Source organism: Thalassobaculum sp., assembly GCF_040219215.1.
In the GTDB taxonomy this organism is placed as follows: Bacteria; Pseudomonadota; Alphaproteobacteria; order Thalassobaculales; family Thalassobaculaceae; genus Thalassobaculum_A.
This window is the reverse complement of record NZ_JAVJSX010000039.1, coordinates 66,808-83,623: the sequence shown is the minus strand read 5'-3', so window position 1 is coordinate 83,623 and position 16,816 is coordinate 66,808. Positions and strand designations below refer to the sequence as shown.

At 65.0% G+C, this 16,816-nt stretch carries 18 protein-coding genes; 9 read left to right on the top strand and 9 right to left on the bottom strand.

The window, feature by feature from the left end:
* Positions 1–21 precede the first annotated feature (21 nt).
* The 4 genes from metG to RIC54_RS24650 are packed head-to-tail and all read left to right on the top strand — an operon-like array spanning position 22 to position 3,684.
* Positions 22–1,572 carry a methionine--tRNA ligase gene (metG, locus tag RIC54_RS24665; protein ID WP_350094918.1) on the top strand — a complete coding sequence of 517 codons (1,551 nt, stop codon included), beginning with the start codon at positions 22–24 and terminating at the stop codon, positions 1,570–1,572.
* 11 nt (positions 1,573–1,583) lie between these two features.
* Positions 1,584–2,390 carry a TatD family hydrolase gene (locus RIC54_RS24660; protein ID WP_350095058.1) on the top strand — a complete coding sequence of 269 codons (807 nt, stop codon included), beginning with the start codon at positions 1,584–1,586 and terminating at the stop codon, positions 2,388–2,390.
* Complete coding sequence (locus RIC54_RS24655; protein ID WP_350094915.1) at positions 2,387–3,175, top strand: MBL fold metallo-hydrolase; 789 nt, start codon at positions 2,387–2,389, stop codon at positions 3,173–3,175. The genes RIC54_RS24660 and RIC54_RS24655 overlap by 4 nt, the downstream gene beginning before the upstream one ends.
* Positions 3,172–3,684, top strand: coding sequence for a GNAT family N-acetyltransferase (locus tag RIC54_RS24650; protein WP_350094912.1), 513 nt, complete (start codon positions 3,172–3,174; stop codon positions 3,682–3,684). Before RIC54_RS24655 ends, RIC54_RS24650 begins: the two co-directional genes overlap by 4 nt.
* Here the strand turns inward: RIC54_RS24650 and RIC54_RS24645 are convergent.
* On the bottom strand, positions 3,642–4,241 hold the full coding sequence (locus RIC54_RS24645) for a hypothetical protein (protein ID WP_350094909.1): 600 nt from the start codon (positions 4,239–4,241) through the stop codon (positions 3,642–3,644). The genes RIC54_RS24650 and RIC54_RS24645 overlap by 43 nt on opposite strands.
* 33 nt (positions 4,242–4,274) lie before the next feature.
* Between RIC54_RS24645 and RIC54_RS24640 the strand changes: the two genes are divergently transcribed.
* Together RIC54_RS24640 and RIC54_RS24635 are read left to right on the top strand one after the other, a co-directional pair.
* Entirely contained in the window at positions 4,275–4,523 is a 249-nt protein-coding gene (locus RIC54_RS24640) for a hypothetical protein (protein ID WP_007675141.1), read from the top strand.
* Between the two features lie 104 nt (positions 4,524–4,627).
* On the top strand, positions 4,628–5,320 hold the full coding sequence (locus RIC54_RS24635; protein ID WP_350094906.1) for a hypothetical protein: 693 nt from the start codon (positions 4,628–4,630) through the stop codon (positions 5,318–5,320).
* A 132-nt stretch (positions 5,321–5,452) separates the two neighbouring features.
* On the opposite strand, the gene RIC54_RS24630 is transcribed toward RIC54_RS24635, so the two are convergent.
* Positions 5,453–7,303, bottom strand: a complete 1,851-nt coding sequence (locus RIC54_RS24630) for a flavin monoamine oxidase family protein (RefSeq protein WP_350094903.1) — start codon at positions 7,301–7,303, stop codon at positions 5,453–5,455.
* Positions 7,304–7,747: 444 nt separating this feature from the next.
* Between RIC54_RS24630 and mazG the strand changes: the two genes are divergently transcribed.
* The 3 genes from mazG (at position 7,748) to argC (ending at position 10,477) form a co-directional block, all read left to right on the top strand.
* Entirely contained in the window at positions 7,748–8,602 is an 855-nt protein-coding gene (gene mazG, locus RIC54_RS24625) for a nucleoside triphosphate pyrophosphohydrolase (RefSeq protein ID WP_350094900.1), read from the top strand.
* 16 nt (positions 8,603–8,618) lie between these two features.
* Positions 8,619–9,374: an SDR family NAD(P)-dependent oxidoreductase gene (locus tag RIC54_RS24620; protein ID WP_350094897.1), complete on the top strand. Its 756-nt coding sequence runs from the start codon at positions 8,619–8,621 to the stop codon at positions 9,372–9,374.
* A gap of 137 nt (positions 9,375–9,511) precedes the next feature.
* On the top strand, positions 9,512–10,477 hold the full coding sequence (gene argC, locus RIC54_RS24615; protein ID WP_350094894.1) for an N-acetyl-gamma-glutamyl-phosphate reductase: 966 nt from the start codon (positions 9,512–9,514) through the stop codon (positions 10,475–10,477).
* A 15-nt stretch (positions 10,478–10,492) separates the two neighbouring features.
* On the opposite strand, the gene RIC54_RS24610 is transcribed toward argC, so the two are convergent.
* The 7 genes from RIC54_RS24610 to RIC54_RS24580 form a co-directional block, all read right to left on the bottom strand.
* Positions 10,493–11,329 carry an inositol monophosphatase family protein gene (locus RIC54_RS24610; RefSeq protein WP_350094891.1) on the bottom strand — a complete coding sequence of 279 codons (837 nt, stop codon included), beginning with the start codon at positions 11,327–11,329 and terminating at the stop codon, positions 10,493–10,495.
* Positions 11,330–11,432: 103 nt separating this feature from the next.
* The gene (gene groL, locus RIC54_RS24605; protein ID WP_350094888.1) at positions 11,433–13,091 is read right to left on the bottom strand and encodes a chaperonin GroEL; all 1,659 of its coding nucleotides are present in this window, start codon (positions 13,089–13,091) and stop codon (positions 11,433–11,435) included.
* A gap of 37 nt (positions 13,092–13,128) precedes the next feature.
* Complete coding sequence (locus RIC54_RS24600; RefSeq protein ID WP_007675129.1) at positions 13,129–13,416, bottom strand: co-chaperone GroES; 288 nt, start codon at positions 13,414–13,416, stop codon at positions 13,129–13,131.
* 147 nt (positions 13,417–13,563) lie between these two features.
* Entirely contained in the window at positions 13,564–14,877 is a 1,314-nt protein-coding gene (gene hflX / locus RIC54_RS24595; protein ID WP_350151533.1) for a GTPase HflX, read from the bottom strand.
* A gap of 10 nt (positions 14,878–14,887) precedes the next feature.
* Positions 14,888–15,136 carry an RNA chaperone Hfq gene (hfq, locus tag RIC54_RS24590; protein ID WP_007675125.1) on the bottom strand — a complete coding sequence of 83 codons (249 nt, stop codon included), beginning with the start codon at positions 15,134–15,136 and terminating at the stop codon, positions 14,888–14,890.
* A gap of 120 nt (positions 15,137–15,256) precedes the next feature.
* The gene (locus RIC54_RS24585; protein ID WP_350094880.1) at positions 15,257–15,910 is read right to left on the bottom strand and encodes an HAD family hydrolase; all 654 of its coding nucleotides are present in this window, start codon (positions 15,908–15,910) and stop codon (positions 15,257–15,259) included.
* Positions 15,907–16,770 carry a D-amino-acid transaminase gene (locus tag RIC54_RS24580; RefSeq protein ID WP_350094877.1) on the bottom strand — a complete coding sequence of 288 codons (864 nt, stop codon included), beginning with the start codon at positions 16,768–16,770 and terminating at the stop codon, positions 15,907–15,909. The genes RIC54_RS24585 and RIC54_RS24580 overlap by 4 nt, the downstream gene beginning before the upstream one ends.
* Between the last annotated feature and the right edge of the window lie 46 nt (positions 16,771–16,816).

Here is a 16,816-nt window from a genome sequence, read left to right as displayed (position 1 = left end):
CCCGTCGGCCGGAGGTCTCTGATGAGCCGCAGCTATTACGTCACCACACCGATCTACTACGTCAACGACAAGCCGCATATCGGCCACGCCTACACCACGCTGGCCTGCGATGCGCTGGCGCGCTTCAAGCGCCTCGATGGCTATGACGTGATGTTCCTGACCGGCACCGACGAGCACGGCCAGAAGGTCGAGGCCGCCGCCGCCGCCGCCGGTGTCGACCCGCAGAGCTTTACTGACCAGGTTTCGCAGAATTTTCGCGACCTGATCGGCGTCATGAACTGCAAGATCGACGATTTCATCCGGACCACCGAGCCCAGGCATGTCGAAGCGGTGCAAGCCCTGTGGCGTCGTCTGAAGGAGAAGGGCCACATCTATCTCGGGTCCTATGCCGGCTGGTACTCGGTACGCGATGAGGCGTTCTACGTCGAAACCGAACTGACGACCGTGAACGGCGAGAAGCGGGCGCCGAGCGGCGCTCCGGTCGAATGGGTTGAGGAGCCGTCCTACTTCTTCGACCTGTCGAAGTGGCAGGAGCCGCTGCTGGCGTTCTATGAGGCCAACCCCGACTTCATCGCGCCGGAGAGTCGCCGCAACGAAGTGCTCTCGTTCGTCCGCGGCGGCCTCAGGGACCTGTCGGTCAGCCGGACCAGCTTCAAGTGGGGCGTGCCGGTTCCGGACGACGATGCCCACATCATGTACGTCTGGCTCGACGCCCTGACCAACTACATCACGGCAGCAGGCTATCCCGATACGGACGGGCAGTACGCCCAGCGCTGGCCGGCCGATCTGCACATGGTCGGCAAGGACATCCTGCGGTTCCACGCGGTCTATTGGCCGGCGTTCCTGATGGGAGCGGGGCTGGATGTGCCGAAGCGGGTGTTCGCCCACGGCTGGTGGACCGTCGAGGGTCAGAAGATGTCGAAATCGCTCGGCAATGCGATCGATCCGGCAGCCCTGGTCAGCACATACGGCCTCGACCAGTTCCGGTACTTCATGCTGCGCGAACTGCCGTTCGGCAACGACGGCGACTTCTCGCACCGGGCGGTGATCAACCGCATGAACTCCGAGCTTGCGAACGATCTCGGCAACCTGTCGCAGCGCGTGCTGTCGATGGTCGCCAAGAACTGCGGCGGCGCGGTACCGCAGCCGGGCGCGCTCGCCCCGGCCGACGAGACGCTGCTGGGTGCCGCCGACGCATTGTTGGAGGGCCAGCGCGCCGCCTACGATACGCAAGCCTTCCACAAGGCCCTGGACGCGGTCTTCGACGTTGTGGGACGGGCCAACCGCTATGTCGACGAGCAGGCGCCCTGGACGTTGCGCAAGACCGACCCGGCGCGGATGGCGACCGTACTCTACACGCTGGTCGAAACCATACGCCACGTGGCGATCCTGCTTCAGCCTATCGTCCCAGGCTCTTGCGAACGAATGCTCGACCAGTTGGCGGTCCCGGCGGATGCCCGTGGCTTCGATCGCTTGACCCCGGAACACCGCTTGGTTCCCGGTACGCCGTTGCCGAAGCCCGAAGGCGTGTTCCCGCGCTGGGTCGCCGAGGAGGAAGGGGACGACTCGTGACGTCGCTTCCGATACTGGTCGATTCACACTGTCATCTCGACTTCGAGGACTTCGCTTCGGAGCTCGACGAGGTGGTGGCGCGCGCCCGCCGGGCGGGTGTGGTGCGCATGGTGACGATCGGTACCAGGGTCAGGCGCTTCGACAAGGTGCTGGCGATCGCCCAGCGGTTCGACGACGTGTACTGTACCGTCGGTACCCATCCGCACCAGGCGGGTGAGGAAACCGACATAACCGCCGACGATCTCGTGGCCATTGCCGAGGCGCACCCCGAAGTCGTCGGGATCGGAGAGTGCGGCCTCGACTATCACTACGACAGCAGCCCGAGGGCCGATCAGGCGGCGGGATTCCGGGCCCACATCGAGGCGGCAAGACGCACCGGACTGCCGGTGATCGTGCATAGTCGCGCCGCCGACGAGGATACGTGGAAGATCCTGGAGGAGTGCTACGCCGAAGGGCCGTTCACCGGAGTGATGCACTGCTTCAGCTCCGGTCGGGAACTGGCGATGCGTGCGGTTGACCTGGGTTTCTACATCTCGCTGTCCGGGATCGTGACCTTCAAGAAGTCCGACGACCTGCGGTCCATTGTGGCCGACCTGCCGGCCGACCGCCTGCTGGTCGAAACCGACGCGCCGTACCTTGCGCCTCCGCCGTACCGCGGCAAGCGCAACGAGCCGGCCTATGTGGTGCACACCCACGCAGTGGTCGCCGAGGTTCAGGGACTCGACGTCGCCGCATCGGCCGCGCGAACCACCCGCAATTTCTTCAAGCTGTTCAGCAAGGTACCGCCGCCCGCTAACCTGACGCTCGACGCTGCATGATACGGTTGACCATGCTCGGATGCGGCGGATCCGTCGGTGTGCCGAGCCTGTCCGGCGGCTGGGGATTGTGCGATCCGAACGAGCCGCGCAACCGGCGGCGGCGGTGTTCGATCCTGGTCGAGAAGGCCGGCCGGCGGGTCCTGGTCGACGCTTCGCCGGATCTGCGCGAGCAGTTGCTGGACGCTGATGTCCAATCGATCGATGCCGTGCTGTTCACCCACATCCACGCCGACCACACCCACGGCATCGACGATCTGCGCCCGCTGTACTGGAGCGCCGGCCAGCGCATCCCGGCCTACGCCGACCCGGTGACCTTCGCCGACCTGCGCGCCCGCTTCGGCTATATGTTCGAGGCGGTCCCGGGATCGCCGCCGCATCATTCGCCGCCGCTGATCCACCATCCGGTCGACGAAGGCCGGCATGAGGTCGCGGGCGTCACCGTCGACGTCACCCGGCTGGACCACGGAAACTCCGGCGCCAGCCTGGGCTTCGTGTTTGACGGGCGGGTGGCCTACTCCACCGACGTGCATACCCTGACCGAGGCGCAACTTGACGACCTTGCGGCGTTCGAGCTCGATACCTGGATCGTCGACTGCCTGCGCGAGGAGCCGACCAGCGCCCACTCGACGCTGGAGCGCACCTTGGGCTGGATCGAACGGGTCCGGCCGCGGCGGGCCTATCTCACGCACATGAACGCACGCCTCGACTACCGACGGACCCTGGCCAAGTGCCCGCCAGGGGTCGAGCCGGGCTATGACGGGCTGGTACTGGAGATCCCGGAGTGAGCCGCCTGGACGACATCCATCCGCAACGATGGGAACGCGAGGGAAGGGTGGTCGTCACCGACCCGACCCTGATCGACGCCGAAGCGGTGCAGCGGTATCTCGCATCCGGCCGGCAGTCCCCGGGCATCCCGATCGAAGTCGTACGCAGCTTCATCGCCAACAGCGTCAATTTCGGACTGTTCACAGGGGCGCCGGAGACTGGAGCGCCGATGGTTGGCTACGCCAGGGTCGTGACCGACTTCGCCGCCTTCGCCTATCTCGGCGACGTGTTTCTGCTGGACGACACCGTGCGCGGGCAGGGCGTGGGAAGCTGGATGATGGACTGCGTGTTTGCCCATCCGGACCTGCAGAACCTGCGGCGCTGGATGCTGATGTGCGGCGAGCGACCGGTCGAGTGGTACAAGCGCTATGGCTTCACCGAACCGGGCCGGCCGGGCTTCGCCCTGCACCGCACCGACCGCGACATCTACCTCAGGGCCGCCGCAGCAGGCACCAGCGACGGCATATAGCCGGTCTTGCGCCGCAGCATGGTGCGGAACCCATCACGAACGGTTTCCAGGTCCAGGACCAGGTCGTGGCAGCGCGCCACGCTGTCGCACCGGTCCAGAAGGTCATCGAACGCGGCCGCACACCGCCCGACCGATCGGACGTTCGGGCTCGCCAGGATCAGCCAGCGCGGCTCCGGTCCGCGCCGGAATGGGTCGCGCGGTGGTGCGGCCCACTGGGTGACGTAGAACTCCAGGCAGCCCTGGAAATAGCCGCGGATCTCGAACAGCACCGCATCCGACGGCATGGCGGGAACCAGCGGATCGTCGCCGTGCAGCGCCCGGTGCTCGGCTTCCTCGACCGCCAGATCGTGCAGCATGTCGTCCAGGAACAGCTCCAGAACCTCCGGTTCGGTGGCGTCGGAGCCGAAGCGCTGGACGAAACCCGCCAGCTCGGGAGGCAGCACGGTGAAATAGTCCTCGCGGTCGGAACTGCGGTAGGAGCGGCACCCGGCGCCGAGGTGCCAGGTCAGAACCCGGCCCGGTTTCTTCAGCGCGCGTTCCAATGCTACCCTTGCCATCCGCCAATCCTACAAGCGCAACGAGCCGTCGTCATGATCGATCCGAACCTGCTTGGCGACCTCGCCAAGGATCACCAGAAGAACCTGCTGACCCGCGATGAGGCGAGAGCGTTCCTGAAGGACATCATGGAGGTGTGCCGGCGGCACCGCGTGTTCCTGCGTACAAGCGACCAGACGGTGCGGTTCTCCAAGGTGTTCGCCGACAGCGAGCAGCGCACCGTGCTGCGCGCCATGATCGATCGGGAAGGCCGCTGTCCGGCGGCGCAGATCGACTACAAATAGCGGTCACAGAACCGGACCGGACGTCGACAACCATTCCGGACAAAAAGCGTTTTCGTTCAAGAACGGTTCGTGTGAGGTTGGTCAGCAACTGTTCCTACAACTCCATGACCGGTCGCGCGATGAAACAGGCATCTTTCGAATCTCCGGGGCGTCGGGCAGTACTCACCGGCGGCGGGGCGCTGATTCTGAGCGGCTGTGCCGGGGGCGCCACCGATTCGGGTGCCAGTCAAGCCCAGGGAACCGCGATCATCGGCCTGCGTCTTGGAGATCGTCCGTCCGAAGATGCGAACCGGAACAGTTCTTCCTCGCCCTGGTCGTTGTTCGACCGGCCCCCTCCGGCGCCACGTGCCGAAGTCTCCTTTGGCTATATCGAACCGAAGACGGGCGGAATCGATCTGCCGATTTTACCCGGATACAGCGGGAAGATGGCCGAGCCGAAAACCGAAGGCTCGGCGACTACGTTCGTATCGGCGTCTCTTTTCGCTGGAGACTACGCAACGATCAGGGGGCTTATATTCCCGGGGTCGAAGACGGTCTACGTCTTGCGGTTCAGCGCCGGTAGCAACAACCGGCTGATCGCACCCGATGACATTGGCGGATACGGATTCACGGTGAACCCCGGCGACGTGGTGTATGTCGGCACCATGGTGCTGGTTTCATATGGAACCGGGCGGGTGCGGATCGACGATGAGTTTGATGCGGCGGCATCGGCATTCCCGGAGCTTGCGCAGGTCGGTCGCGAGCGTGGGTCGAGGTTGATGGCGTCCATCGGCATCCCGCGGTCTCGGCGCGGGTAGCGTAGAGTACACAGAGCCAGATCGTTTGATTGTATTTCCCATAATATACATTATGCGCCTTAATGATGCGACCAATCGAGGATGTGAGGCCGGAACTGCCGGCCTCCATCACCATCGCCTCCCTACCTCGCATCAACGCGCGGTTTTGGTCTTCCCGGCGGTCATCCCATATGCAATCGCCTCGACCGCCGCATAGGCCGAGGTCACTGCACCTTCCTTCCAGCCCGGTAGTTGGCTCCAGGCATCGCCGGCCAGATACAGCCGGCCCTGCGGCAAGGTGGTGATCTTGTGATAGATCTCCGGCTGGGTGTTCGCGGTGTCGACTGCCCAGCCACCGACCTGGTGCGGCATCAAGTGCCAGGCGATCGTCAGGCCCTTGTCGGCGTGGACCTTCTGGCTGAACCCGGCATGCAGTTTCTCGCCGCCGCTCAGCGCCGCCTCGATGCGCTGCGTCTGAGTGAGATTGCCGAACGCTTCGGCTTGCGGCCCGCTGTTGTACGCGCCGGTCAGCACACCGGTGTGAGCGCCGTAGTCCTCGGACGGATACCAGATCTGCCGGATCGGATCGTCGGTCCAGCTGATGCCGCCGTAGATCTGGTTTCCGGTTTCCCAGAACCGGTCCCTGCTCTGCCAGCCAACCTTGATCGCCGGGGATTGCAGGACCGCGCCGAGCGCAGCACGAAACCCGCTCGGCAGGCTGGTCTTCAGCGTGGCCAGAAGGTTCGGCGCCATGGTCGAGATGCAGAAATCATGTGCGGCCGATCCTTCCCCGGCTTTGCCGGTGGCCGGATCGCTCCAGGCAAAGCCGACATGCATCCGTGGCTGTGCGGCGTCATCCTCGAACGCGGTGATGCGATGGTTCAGCACCACCAGATCGCCGACATAGCGCTTGCGGCCGGATGCACCTGCGTCCCGGGCGCCGAGGGCTGCCGTGCGTGGATCATCGTTGCGCAACTCGACCGCATCGGCCGGGATCTCCTGCATCATCAGGCGTTGCCAGATCCGATCCATGCCGCCGATCGGCTGCAGCAGCGATGTCTGCCAGATGATGTTGTCGGCGTTGAACAGGACCGGCCCGGCCGTCGATGCTGGTCCGCCACCGCCGGCGAAGCCGGAGTTCAGCGTCTGGTCGAACGGCACCACCGGGTTGACCACGCCCGCGTCGCGCCAACCGCCCGGCGGGTGGCTGAAGCCCAGCCGCGAGGATCCGTCATATTTGAGATTGCCGTTCAGGTCGCCGAACTGCTGCAGCATCGCCAGCACCCGGTTGCGGTACCCGTCGGAGTATTGGCCGAGCGCGTGGCCGTCCCGCACCACGGTTGCCAGCATTTCCGCGATCTGGCCCATCAGGCTGTAGTTGATCTGGCGGAACGGGATCGGCACGCCGCCGTTGAAGGCGGCACTCTGCAGCAGGTTGGAGGCGGACAGAAAGATATACGGCTCAAGGTCGACGCCGATTCGGCGGCACAGGTCCAGGACCGCCACGTGGTCGCTGGGGATCCGGCCCGGTCCGGCGTTGAGGAACAGTTCCAGCGGGTCCTTGCCGGATTGCGGGTCCCACAACGGGTCGTCGAACCGGCAGACCTGGGGCTGCGGGTCGGGGCTGCGTGCCGGATCCTCGCGGTATTCTGATACGTACATCGCCGGGAACTGACGTTCGGAGTGGTATTTGGCGAACCACCAGTCGCGGTACTCCGCGCGGACTGGGCGCGGTGTCAGGCTGCGCCCGCCGTACCGGCTGTCGGCCTCGTACACGGTCACCCGGAAACCGTGGCGGGCCAGGACATAGGCGGAGGTCAGGCCGGCCACTCCGGCACCGGCGACGGCGACACTGCGCCCACGGCCGAAGTCAGGCGGCAGGGTCGGCATCGCGGCATGGGCATGTCGCCCGGTGAATGCGGATGGCAGCGCTGCCGCACCGGCAAGGACTGCGAGAGCTTGCAGAATGCTCCTTCGCGACAGCAACCCGGTATCAAGTCTCATGGAACTCTCCTGCAAGCCTGAATACACACGTCTCGGTAGCAGGTTACCGGGCGCTGTCCATGACGAACAGCGTATTGCCGTTCAAGATCGTGGACAGATTTTCTCTTCCATCCTCAAGCAAATTGGGCGATGATCGGCTGTGCGATGCAAGTCGTCGCTCCGAACTTGGACTGAAACCAGGGGGTGCTTACGCATGGAACCACCGGCGCAGCACCGCCCCGTCTCTTCAAAGTGAACGGACGGGGCTAAAGACAACTTACAATTTGGGATAATTCTCACTCTTGCGAGTGATTTGAGCGCATCTCCATGTGCGTGAGGCGGCGTCCGAGTTGAGGCTCGTGGCGCCGCCACCGCGTTGTCACCTGGCATTCGGCCTCCACGCTTTCCCCTGCCGGTTCCGGCGGTTAGTCTGCCGCCGACTCAACCTGAGCAGTGCCCGGTGACATGACCCACTCGTCCGACGACCTGCCCCCCGGACCTCCGATCGCCCGGCTGATTGCCGTCATGGCCCGGCTGCGCAACCCGGATGGCGGGTGCCCATGGGACCTTGAACAGACATTCGAGACCATTGCGCCCTTCACCATCGAAGAAGCCTATGAGGTCGCCGAGGCGGTCACCACCGGAGACCGTGCCGCACTGAAGGACGAACTGGGCGACCTCCTCCTGCAGGTCGCCTACCACGCGCGGATGGCCGAGGAGGAAGGCAGCTTCGGCTTCGACGACGTCGCAACCGCCATCGCCGAAAAGATGATACGCCGGCACCCGCATGTCTTTGGCGACGAGACGGTCGCCGACGCTGAGGCGCAGACCGGCGCCTGGGAGCAGCAGAAGGCCGACGAACGGGCCCGCAAGGCCAAGGCCGAAGGCCGCACGGCAAGCGTGCTTGACGGGGTGTCCACCGCCCTTCCCGCGCTGATGCGCGCCGTCAAACTGCAGCGGCGGGCGGTGCGGGTCGGCTTCGATTGGCCGGACACCTCGGACGTTGTCGCCAAGATCCACGAGGAACTCGGTGAGTTGCAGACCGAAGTCGACGGCGAGCGCGATGCGAACCGGTTGGAAGACGAGATTGGCGACGTGCTGTTCACGGTGGTCAATCTGGCCCGGCATCTCGGCGTCGATCCCGAAACGGCGCTGCGGCGCTGCAACGCCAAGTTCGAGCGCCGCTTTCGCGGGGTCGAGGACGGGGTGCGCGCCGACGGTCAGGCGATCGACGCGGTGCCGTTGAGCGTCATGGAGGCTCACTGGCAGCGCGTCAAGGCCGCCGAGAGGTTTAAGAAAACCTCCGAGCCTACTGATTAATTGGGAGAGTAGTCAGATGACAAAGACCGTTTTCATCACCGGCGCGACCTCGGGGTTCGGCATGGCGACCGCCCGCCGGTTCGCCGCCGAGGGCTGGCAGACGATCATAACCGGCCGGCGCGGCGAGCGGCTCGATGCCCTGAAGGCCGAGTTGAAAACCCCGTGTCATGCGGCAGTCATGGACGTGACCGACAAGGCCGCGGTCAACGCGGTGGTGGCCGCCCTGCCCGCCGCCTTCACGCCGATCGATGTACTGGTCAACAACGCCGGCTTGGCGCTGGGGCTGGGAACGGCCGACCAGGCCGACATCACCGACTGGGAGACCATGGTGGAAACCAACATCATGGGCGTCCTGTATTGCACCAAGGCGATCCTGCCGCAGATGATCGATAACGGGTACGGCCATGTGGTCAACATCGGCTCGATCGCCGGCAACTGGCCTTATCCGGGTGGCAACGTCTACGGCGCCACGAAGGCCTTCGTGCGCCAGTTCTCGCTGAATCTGCGGGCCGACCTGGTCGGCAAGAACATCCACGCCACCGACATCGAGCCCGGGTTGTCCGAGACCGAGTTCAGCCAGGTACGCTTCAAGGGTGACGCAGACAAGGCCTCGCAGGTCTACACGGATACCCAGCCGATGCGGCCTGAGGATATTGCTGACGCGGTGTACTGGGCGGCATCGCGCCCGCGCAATGTCAACATTAACCGGATCGAGATGATGGCCGGCTGCCAGGCTTTCGCGTCGTTCAACATCGTCCGCGGGCTGACCTGACGACACTCGCCTTTGCCTGTCCTCAGGATCGCGCGCGGACTCGCTTGAAACCGGCTGGTTAATATCTCCACATCCATGCGGGATTGCAGTATGGTCAGCCCCCTTTTCACAGGCGACTTTCCGGCCGGGAGGCGGTTATGGCAGCACGGATCTTCATCGACGGCGAAGCGGGAACGACGGGTCTGCAGATCCGGGATCGTCTCGCTGCGCGCCGCGACATCGAGCTGATTTCGCTCGACGACGCGCGTCGGAAGGATCCCTCGGCCCGCCGCGACGCATTGCGCGCCGCCGATGTTGCGATCCTGTGCCTGCCGGACGATGCGGCCCGCGAAGCGGCCCTACTGGTGGAAGGCGCCGACACCAAGCTGATCGACGCCTCGACCGCGCACCGCACGGCGGACGGCTGGGCGTACGGCTTTCCGGAGTTCAAGCCGGGACAGCGCGAGGCCATAGCGGCGGCAAGCCGGGTGTCGAACCCCGGATGCTATCCGACCGGCGCCATCGCCATCCTGGCGCCGTTGGTCACCGCCGGGGTCGTCCCGGCTGACTTCCCGGTGACCGTCAACGCGGTCTCCGGCTATACCGGCGGCGGCAAGGCGCTGATCCAGCGCTACGAGGCCGAGGGCCAGGACGGCTACAAGCCCGACGCCTATTGGACCTACGGCCTGACCCTCACCCACAAGCATGTGCCGGAAATGACCCGGTGGACGGGCCTCGGCCATCCGCCGATCTTTCAGCCGGCGGTAGGCCGTTATGCCCAGGGCATGCTGGTCAGCGTGCCGCTCGCCCTGTGGGCACTACCGAAGAAGCCGAGTGCGTCGGACATTCATGCGGTGCTGGCGGAGCGCTATGCGGACGCGCGGTTCGTCCGGGTGGCGGCGCTGGGCGAGGCCGAGGGACTCAAGGAGCTCGACCCGCAGGCGCTGAACGGCACGAACATGATGGAGTTGTTCGTGTTCGCTCACGCCGAAAGCGGGCGTGCAGTGGTCACCGCCCGCCTCGACAACCTCGGCAAGGGCGCGTCGGGTGCTGCAGTCCAGAACATGAACCTGCTGCTCGGCCTTCCGGAAGACGCCGGACTGGAAATGAAGCAGGCGGCCTGAAGCCGCCGCCTTCCCTCACCCGATCGGCGCCAGCACGGCGCTGCGGAAGTCGCGCCAGCTTGCTGGGTCCGGGGTCGCGAGGATGCCGCCGGCAAGTTCGCTCGCGCGGTACGGGCTGCCGTCGAAGCGCGCGCTGTAGCCGCCGGCTTCCTGGTGGATCAGCAGGCCGGGCGCATGGTCCCAGGGCATGTTCTTCCAGTAGAAGGCGAAATCCCATTCGCCGGTGACCAGCATGCGGTAGTCGTAGGCGGCGCAGCCGCGGCGGTAGTGCCGGTCGGTCAGGATGGCATCCGCCTTGGCGCGGACCGCCTTGCGCACCGTCTCGTCCGGGATGAAACGGAAGTTGAACGCCCCCTGCATGGTCTCCAACCCGGTCGGATCGGTGACGCTCAGCCGCGTGCGTTCGCCTGCGCGATCAATCAGTTCCGCGCCGCCGCCCGCCTCGGCCATCAGGGCCCGGCCGGTCACCGGTTCGTAGATCACCGCGGCGATCGTCACGTCCCGTTCGACCAGCGCCACCATCACCCCGAACCGGTCGCTGCCCTCGGCGAAGTTCTTGGTGCCATCGACTGGGTCGACAATCCAGACCGGGTGGTCGCCCTTCAGGACGTCCAGCAACCCACGGTCCTTCTCGACCGATTCTTCGCCGATCATGATCGAGCCGGGCAGAAGGTCGGGCAGCCGCGCCGCCAGGGCATGTTCGGCGGCTTCGTCGGCGACCGTCACCAGATCGTTCGGGCCGGTCTTCTCCCGCACATCGCCGGCCGCCAGATTGCGCCAACGCGGCATGATCTCCTGCTCGGCCACCTCTGCAAGCGCCTGCGCCACCCGGTCGAGATCGACGGTCGTCATCGCATGCTCCGAAACTGCTCTTTGAAAGCGAAAGGGCCGCGGCAATGCCGCAGCCCTTCCCTATCACGGCCCTGTCGTGGCCGGAAGCCGAACGGACTGTGGATCAGAAGTCCATGCCGCCCATACCGCCCATACCGCCCATACCGCCCATGTCCGGCATGCCGCCGCCAGCCGGCTTCGGCTCCGGCTTGTCGGCGACCATCGCCTCGGTGGTGATCAGCAGGCCGGCGATCGACGCCGCGTCCTGCAAGGCAGTGCGGACGACCTTGGTCGGGTCGATCACGCCGGCCTTGATCAGATCCTCGAACACCCCGGTCTGGGCGTTGTAGCCGAAGCTGGTCGATTTCTGCTCGAGCAGCTTGCCGACGATGATCGAGCCATCCGCACCGGCATTCTCGGCAATCTGCCGGGCCGGAGCCTGCAGGGCCCGCCGGATGATGTCGAAGCCGGTACGCTGGTCGGTATTGCCGGGGGTCAGCTTGTCGATCGCCTTGGCGGCGTACAGCAGCGCGGTACCGCCACCGGGCACAATGCCTTCCTCGACCGCGGCGCGGGTGGCGTGCATCGCGTCGTCGACGCGATCCTTGCGCTCCTTCACCTCGATCTCGGTCGCACCGCCGACGCGGATCACCGCGACGCCGCCGGCCAGCTTGGCCAGCCGCTCCTGCAGCTTCTCACGGTCGTAGTCCGAGGTGGTGTCCTCGATCTGCGCACGGATCTGAGCGCACCGCGCCTGGATGTCCTTCTTCTTGCCGGCGCCGTCGACGATCGTGGTGGTGTCCTTGGTCAGCGACACCTTCTTGGCGGTCCCGAGCATCTCGAGGGTGACATTCTCGAGCTGGATCCCGAGATCCTCGGACACGACGGTACCGCCGGTCAGGATCGCGATGTCCTCGAGCATCGCCTTGCGGCGATCGCCGAAGCCCGGGGCCTTCACGGCCGAGACCTTCAGGCCGCCGCGCAACTTGTTCACGACCAGGGTGGCCAGGGCCTCGCCCTCGATGTCCTCGGCGATGATCAGCAGCGGACGCTGGCCACGCGCCACCTGCTCCAGCAGCGGCAACATCGCCTGCAGACCGGACAGCTTCTTCTCGTGGATCAGGATCAGCGGGCTCTCGAGCTCGCACACCATCTTGTCGGCGTTGGTCACGAAGTACGGTGACAGATAGCCACGGTCGAACTGCATGCCCTCGACGATGTCGAGTTCCGTACCCAGGGACTTGGCTTCCTCGACGGTGATCACGCCTTCACGGCCGACCTTGTCCATCGCCTTGGCGATCATCTCGCCGATGTCGCGCGCGCCGTTGGCCGAGATGGTGCCGACCTGCGCGATCTCGTCGGAGGTCTTGATCTTCTTGGTGCGGCCCTTCACGTCGGCCACGACGGCGTCGACCGCCATGTCGATGCCGCGCTTGAGGTCCATCGGGTTCATGCCGGCGGCAACCGCGCGCACACCTTCGCGGACGATCGCCTGGGCCAGAACGGTCGCGGTGGTGGTGCCGTCGCCGGCCACGTCGGAGGTCTTGGACGCAACCTCCTTCACCATCTGCGCGCCCATGTTCTCGAACTTGTCCGAGAGCTCGATTTCCTTGGCGACGGTGACGCCGTCCTTGGTGATCCGCGGCGCGCCGAACGACTTCTGCAGGACCACGTTGCGGCCCTTGGGGCCCAGCGTGACCTTCACCGCGTTCGCCAGAATGTCCACGCCGCGCAGCATGCGATCACGCGCGTCGACGTTAAACTTCACGTCCTTGGCAGCCATGTCTTCCTCCGTAACCGATTCAATGAGGAGTGTCGGTTCAGCCGACAATTCCCATGAGGTCGCTTTCGCGCATGATCATGACGGTCTTGCCGTCGAGCTTGACCTCGGTGCCGGACCACTTGCCGTACAGCACGGTGTCGCCCTTCTTGACGTCAAGCTTGTGGACCTTGCCGGCCTCGTCGCGAGCGCCGGGACCGACGGCAAGCACCTTGCCCTGGGACGGCTTCTCTTTGGCGTTGTCCGGAATGATGATTCCACCGGCGGTCTTGGTCTCGGACTCGATCGGCTCGATCACGACGCGATCGTGCAGCGGGCGAAACTTCATGGGAAACCTCCGTGTTGATGACCCCGGCCAAGCAAGGCACGGCGGTCGGCGGTGCTGTTGGCACTCACCTTTGTCGAGTGCTAGAGGGTATAGAAGCGTCAATTGGTCGCTGTCAATCGCAGCGATTGGCCGATTCCCAGCCGGTATTCAGGACGCACGATGCCGGATTGACGATCCGAACCGCTTCTCGAAGCGATCTGCGTCCGCCACGGAGAGCCTTACGCTGACCGCCGCGGAGCCTTCGGCATCGTCGGTGCGCTCCACAACCTCGCCGTGAGCGTACAGCCAAGCAATCGCCGCACCGTCCGACAGATCGAGCGTGAACGTGCAAACCTGGTCGTTGACGCCCAACAGCTGGGCGATCGCGGACGTCAGTTCGCCGATCCCCTCGCCGGTAATCGCCGAAACCGCAGCAACCGGCTCATTCCCCGATCCGGCCCGCTGCTTCACGGCAATGCGCTGGTCATCCGGCAAGCGGTCGATCTTGTTGAGCACTTCCAGCATGCGACCGGACCGGGTGGTCTCATCGATCCCGAGACCGGCAAGAACCCCGACCACATCGGCCTTCTGTGCGTTGGAATCAGGGTGTGAGATGTCCCGCACATGCACGACGACGTCGGCTTCGGTGACCTCTTCGAGGGTCGCCCGGAATGCCGCCACCAGATGGGTCGGCAGGTCCGAAATGAAGCCGACGGTGTCCGACAGGATGATGGTGCGTCCGCCTGGAACCTCGATGCGTCGCATCGTGGGGTCGAGGGTGGCGAACAGTAGGTCCTCGGCCACGACCGAAGCCCCGGACAGCCGGTTGAACAGGGTCGACTTTCCGGCATTGGTGTAGCCGACCAAGGCCACGATCGGGTAAGGCACCCTCCGCCTGGCGCCCCGGTGCAGTTCGCGGGTTCGCTTGACTTCCTCCAGCTCACGACGGATCCGGATGATCTTGTCGTCGATCAGCCGGCGGTCGATTTCCAGCTGGCGCTCACCCGGCCCCCCCAGGAAGCCGCCGCCACCGCGCTGCCGCTCGAGGTGGGTCCAGGACCGGACCAGTCGGGAGCGCTGAAAGGTCAGCGACGCCAGGTCGACCTGAAGCCGGCCCTCATGGGTCCGCGCCCGGGCGCCGAAAATCTCAAGGATCAACTGCGTCCGGTCGATGACCTTGGCGTCGAGTTCTTTTTCAAGATTGCGCTGTTGAACCGGAGTCAGCGGCCGGTCGACGACCACCACTTCAATCTCCAGCGCCTCGACCATCTGGGCGATGCGCTCGATCTGGCCACCTCCGAGCAGCGAACCCGGACGCGGCTTGTTGACCGTCACGACCTCCGCGTGCACCGACAGCAAGTCGATGGCCGATGTCAGGCCAACCGCTTCCTCAAGACGAGCCTCGGGGTCGCGGACACTGTCGGCTGAGGCGTCGTCCCTGGTCTTCAGGCGTGGATGGACAACGAGCGCTCGGGTACCCATGACCGCCTCGTCAACCTTCGCCTTCCTCCTTGGCGTCAAACAGCGACACCGGATGCTGCGGCATGATCGTCGAGATCGCGTGCTTGTAAACAAGCTGCGAATGCGCATCCCGACGCAGCAACAGGCAGAAATTGTCAAACCACGTGACGATGCCCTGCAGTTTCACGCCGTTGACCAAAAACACGGTAACCGGCGTCTTGTCCTTGCGGATCTTGTTCAGAAACACGTCCTGAACGCTTTGGCTCTTCTCGGCGGCCATCTTGCATTCCTTATCGTTAGAGCCCAAGGCTCGGCGGTGGTACCGCAGTGAAGCGGCCCACCATTTCTATCTCGCACCTGCGAGATGTCAGCTAAACATATAATGAGGCGCGGCGGCCACTCAATCCCGTAACTGCAGCAAAAGCTCGCGGCAGTCCGCTAAATGCATGGCGGGGGGATGCAAGGACACATCCTCCGGAGGCGGATTGTCCGGGTGAATCAAGACCGCGGTACAGCCGGCAGCGTGCGCACAGGCCAAGTCAACCGCCGAGTCGCCGACAAACCAGACGTGGGGACCCGCCGCAACCCCGGTACCCGCCAGGGCCATATGGACAGGATCCGGCGCCGGCTTGTCGCGGGGCGCATCGGTGGCGCCAACGATCCTGTGGAAGTAGCGATCCCACCCGAGGTGCGCCGCCTCGCGTCTGAGATAGCCGCCGGACTTATTGCTGACCACCGCTGCCGGGATGCCGCGGCTTGCGAGACCGTCAAGAAGGTCCGCAGCACCTTCCAGTACCGTCAGTGTCTCCAGGTGCACTGCCTCGAAGCCGGCATAGAACAACCGGGTGGCTTCCTCCGCCCGGTCGCCAAACAGGGTTGGAAAGGTATCCCGAAGCGACTTCTTGGCACGGGCCCTGACTTCCGTCTCGGTCCAGGGCACGTGCCCCATGGCCGTGAAGGTCCGCTCAAGCGCTCGAGCAATCGCACCCCAATTGTCGACCAGCGTCGAATCCCAGTCGAAAACGACCGCTCGCGGCGCCGGCAGGATCATCATTCCGTCCGTCCCTCGCCCGCCGCATAGGCGAGGTAGGCCTCGCGCAGCCCAAGGCCAACCGAGCCCGCCTTGCCGTTCCCGACGACCGCGTCGTCGATCTGGGTGACCGGTGTAACGAACGACGTTGCGGACGAGACGAAGGCCTCCCGCGCCTGCTTGGCCTCATCCAGAGTGAAGCCGCGCTCGACGAACCGAAGTTTCTCGCGTTCTGCCAGTTTCAGGAGTGACAGCCGCGTGATGCCGTTGAGGATCGACTGGTTGGCATTGCGGGTAACCAGTTCACCGTCCTTGGTAACGATCCACGCATTGGTCGACGTTCCTTCGGTCACATAGCCGTCGTCATCGACCTGCCAGGCCTCATAGGCGCCCGCCTCTTTCGCCTGCTGCTTGCCGAGCACGTTGGGAAGCAAGGCCACGGTCTTGATGTCACAGCGTTCCCAGCGGATGTCGCGGATGGATATCACCTTCACGCCGTTTTCCACGGCCGCCGCCGACGGAAGCGAAACCCGCTTCGCCGTCATCACCAGCGCCGTCACGGGGTTCTTGGGAAACGGATGGTCGCGGCGCGCCACACCACGCGTCGCCTGCATGTATATCAACCCGGTGCGGATACGGTTGCGGCGCAGCAGCTCGCGCATGACGGACCGCAGCGCCGGCCGAGTCATCGGAGCCGCGATGCGCAGCTCGCGAAGCGACCGGTCGAGACGATCGAGGTGCGGGAGCTCATCGACCATCGCGCCATTGTGGATCAGCACCACCTCGTACACACCGTCGGCAAACTGATAGCCGCGGTCCTCGATGTGAACGACAGCGTCCGCGTGTGGGACGTAGCGTCCGTTGACATAGGCGATGCGTGACATTCCGGGTCTCCGCGCGTGAGAAGTGCCTTCCCTTACACCCCGACGC

Coding starts and splice junctions, on each gene's coding strand:
- RIC54_RS24620 (WP_350094897.1), top strand. CDS start 8,619: ATGACAAAGACCGTTTTCATCACCGGCGCGACCTCGGGGTTCGGCATG.
- RIC54_RS24630 (WP_350094903.1), bottom strand. CDS start 7,303: ATGAGACTTGATACCGGGTTGCTGTCGCGAAGGAGCATTCTGCAAGCT.
- RIC54_RS24645 (WP_350094909.1), bottom strand. CDS start 4,241: ATGGCAAGGGTAGCATTGGAACGCGCGCTGAAGAAACCGGGCCGGGTT.
- RIC54_RS24600 (WP_007675129.1), bottom strand. CDS start 13,416: ATGAAGTTTCGCCCGCTGCACGATCGCGTCGTGATCGAGCCGATCGAG.
- RIC54_RS24585 (WP_350094880.1), bottom strand. CDS start 15,910: ATGATGATCCTGCCGGCGCCGCGAGCGGTCGTTTTCGACTGGGATTCG.
- RIC54_RS24635 (WP_350094906.1), top strand. CDS start 4,628: ATGACCGGTCGCGCGATGAAACAGGCATCTTTCGAATCTCCGGGGCGT.
- RIC54_RS24610 (WP_350094891.1), bottom strand. CDS start 11,329: ATGACGACCGTCGATCTCGACCGGGTGGCGCAGGCGCTTGCAGAGGTG.
- hflX (WP_350151533.1), bottom strand. CDS start 14,877: ATGGGTACCCGAGCGCTCGTTGTCCATCCACGCCTGAAGACCAGGGAC.
- argC (WP_350094894.1), top strand. CDS start 9,512: ATGGCAGCACGGATCTTCATCGACGGCGAAGCGGGAACGACGGGTCTG.
- RIC54_RS24580 (WP_350094877.1), bottom strand. CDS start 16,770: ATGTCACGCATCGCCTATGTCAACGGACGCTACGTCCCACACGCGGAC.
- mazG (WP_350094900.1), top strand. CDS start 7,748: ATGACCCACTCGTCCGACGACCTGCCCCCCGGACCTCCGATCGCCCGG.
- hfq (WP_007675125.1), bottom strand. CDS start 15,136: ATGGCCGCCGAGAAGAGCCAAAGCGTTCAGGACGTGTTTCTGAACAAG.
- RIC54_RS24640 (WP_007675141.1), top strand. CDS start 4,275: ATGATCGATCCGAACCTGCTTGGCGACCTCGCCAAGGATCACCAGAAG.
- groL (WP_350094888.1), bottom strand. CDS start 13,091: ATGGCTGCCAAGGACGTGAAGTTTAACGTCGACGCGCGTGATCGCATG.
- metG (WP_350094918.1), top strand. CDS start 22: ATGAGCCGCAGCTATTACGTCACCACACCGATCTACTACGTCAACGAC.
- RIC54_RS24655 (WP_350094915.1), top strand. CDS start 2,387: ATGATACGGTTGACCATGCTCGGATGCGGCGGATCCGTCGGTGTGCCG.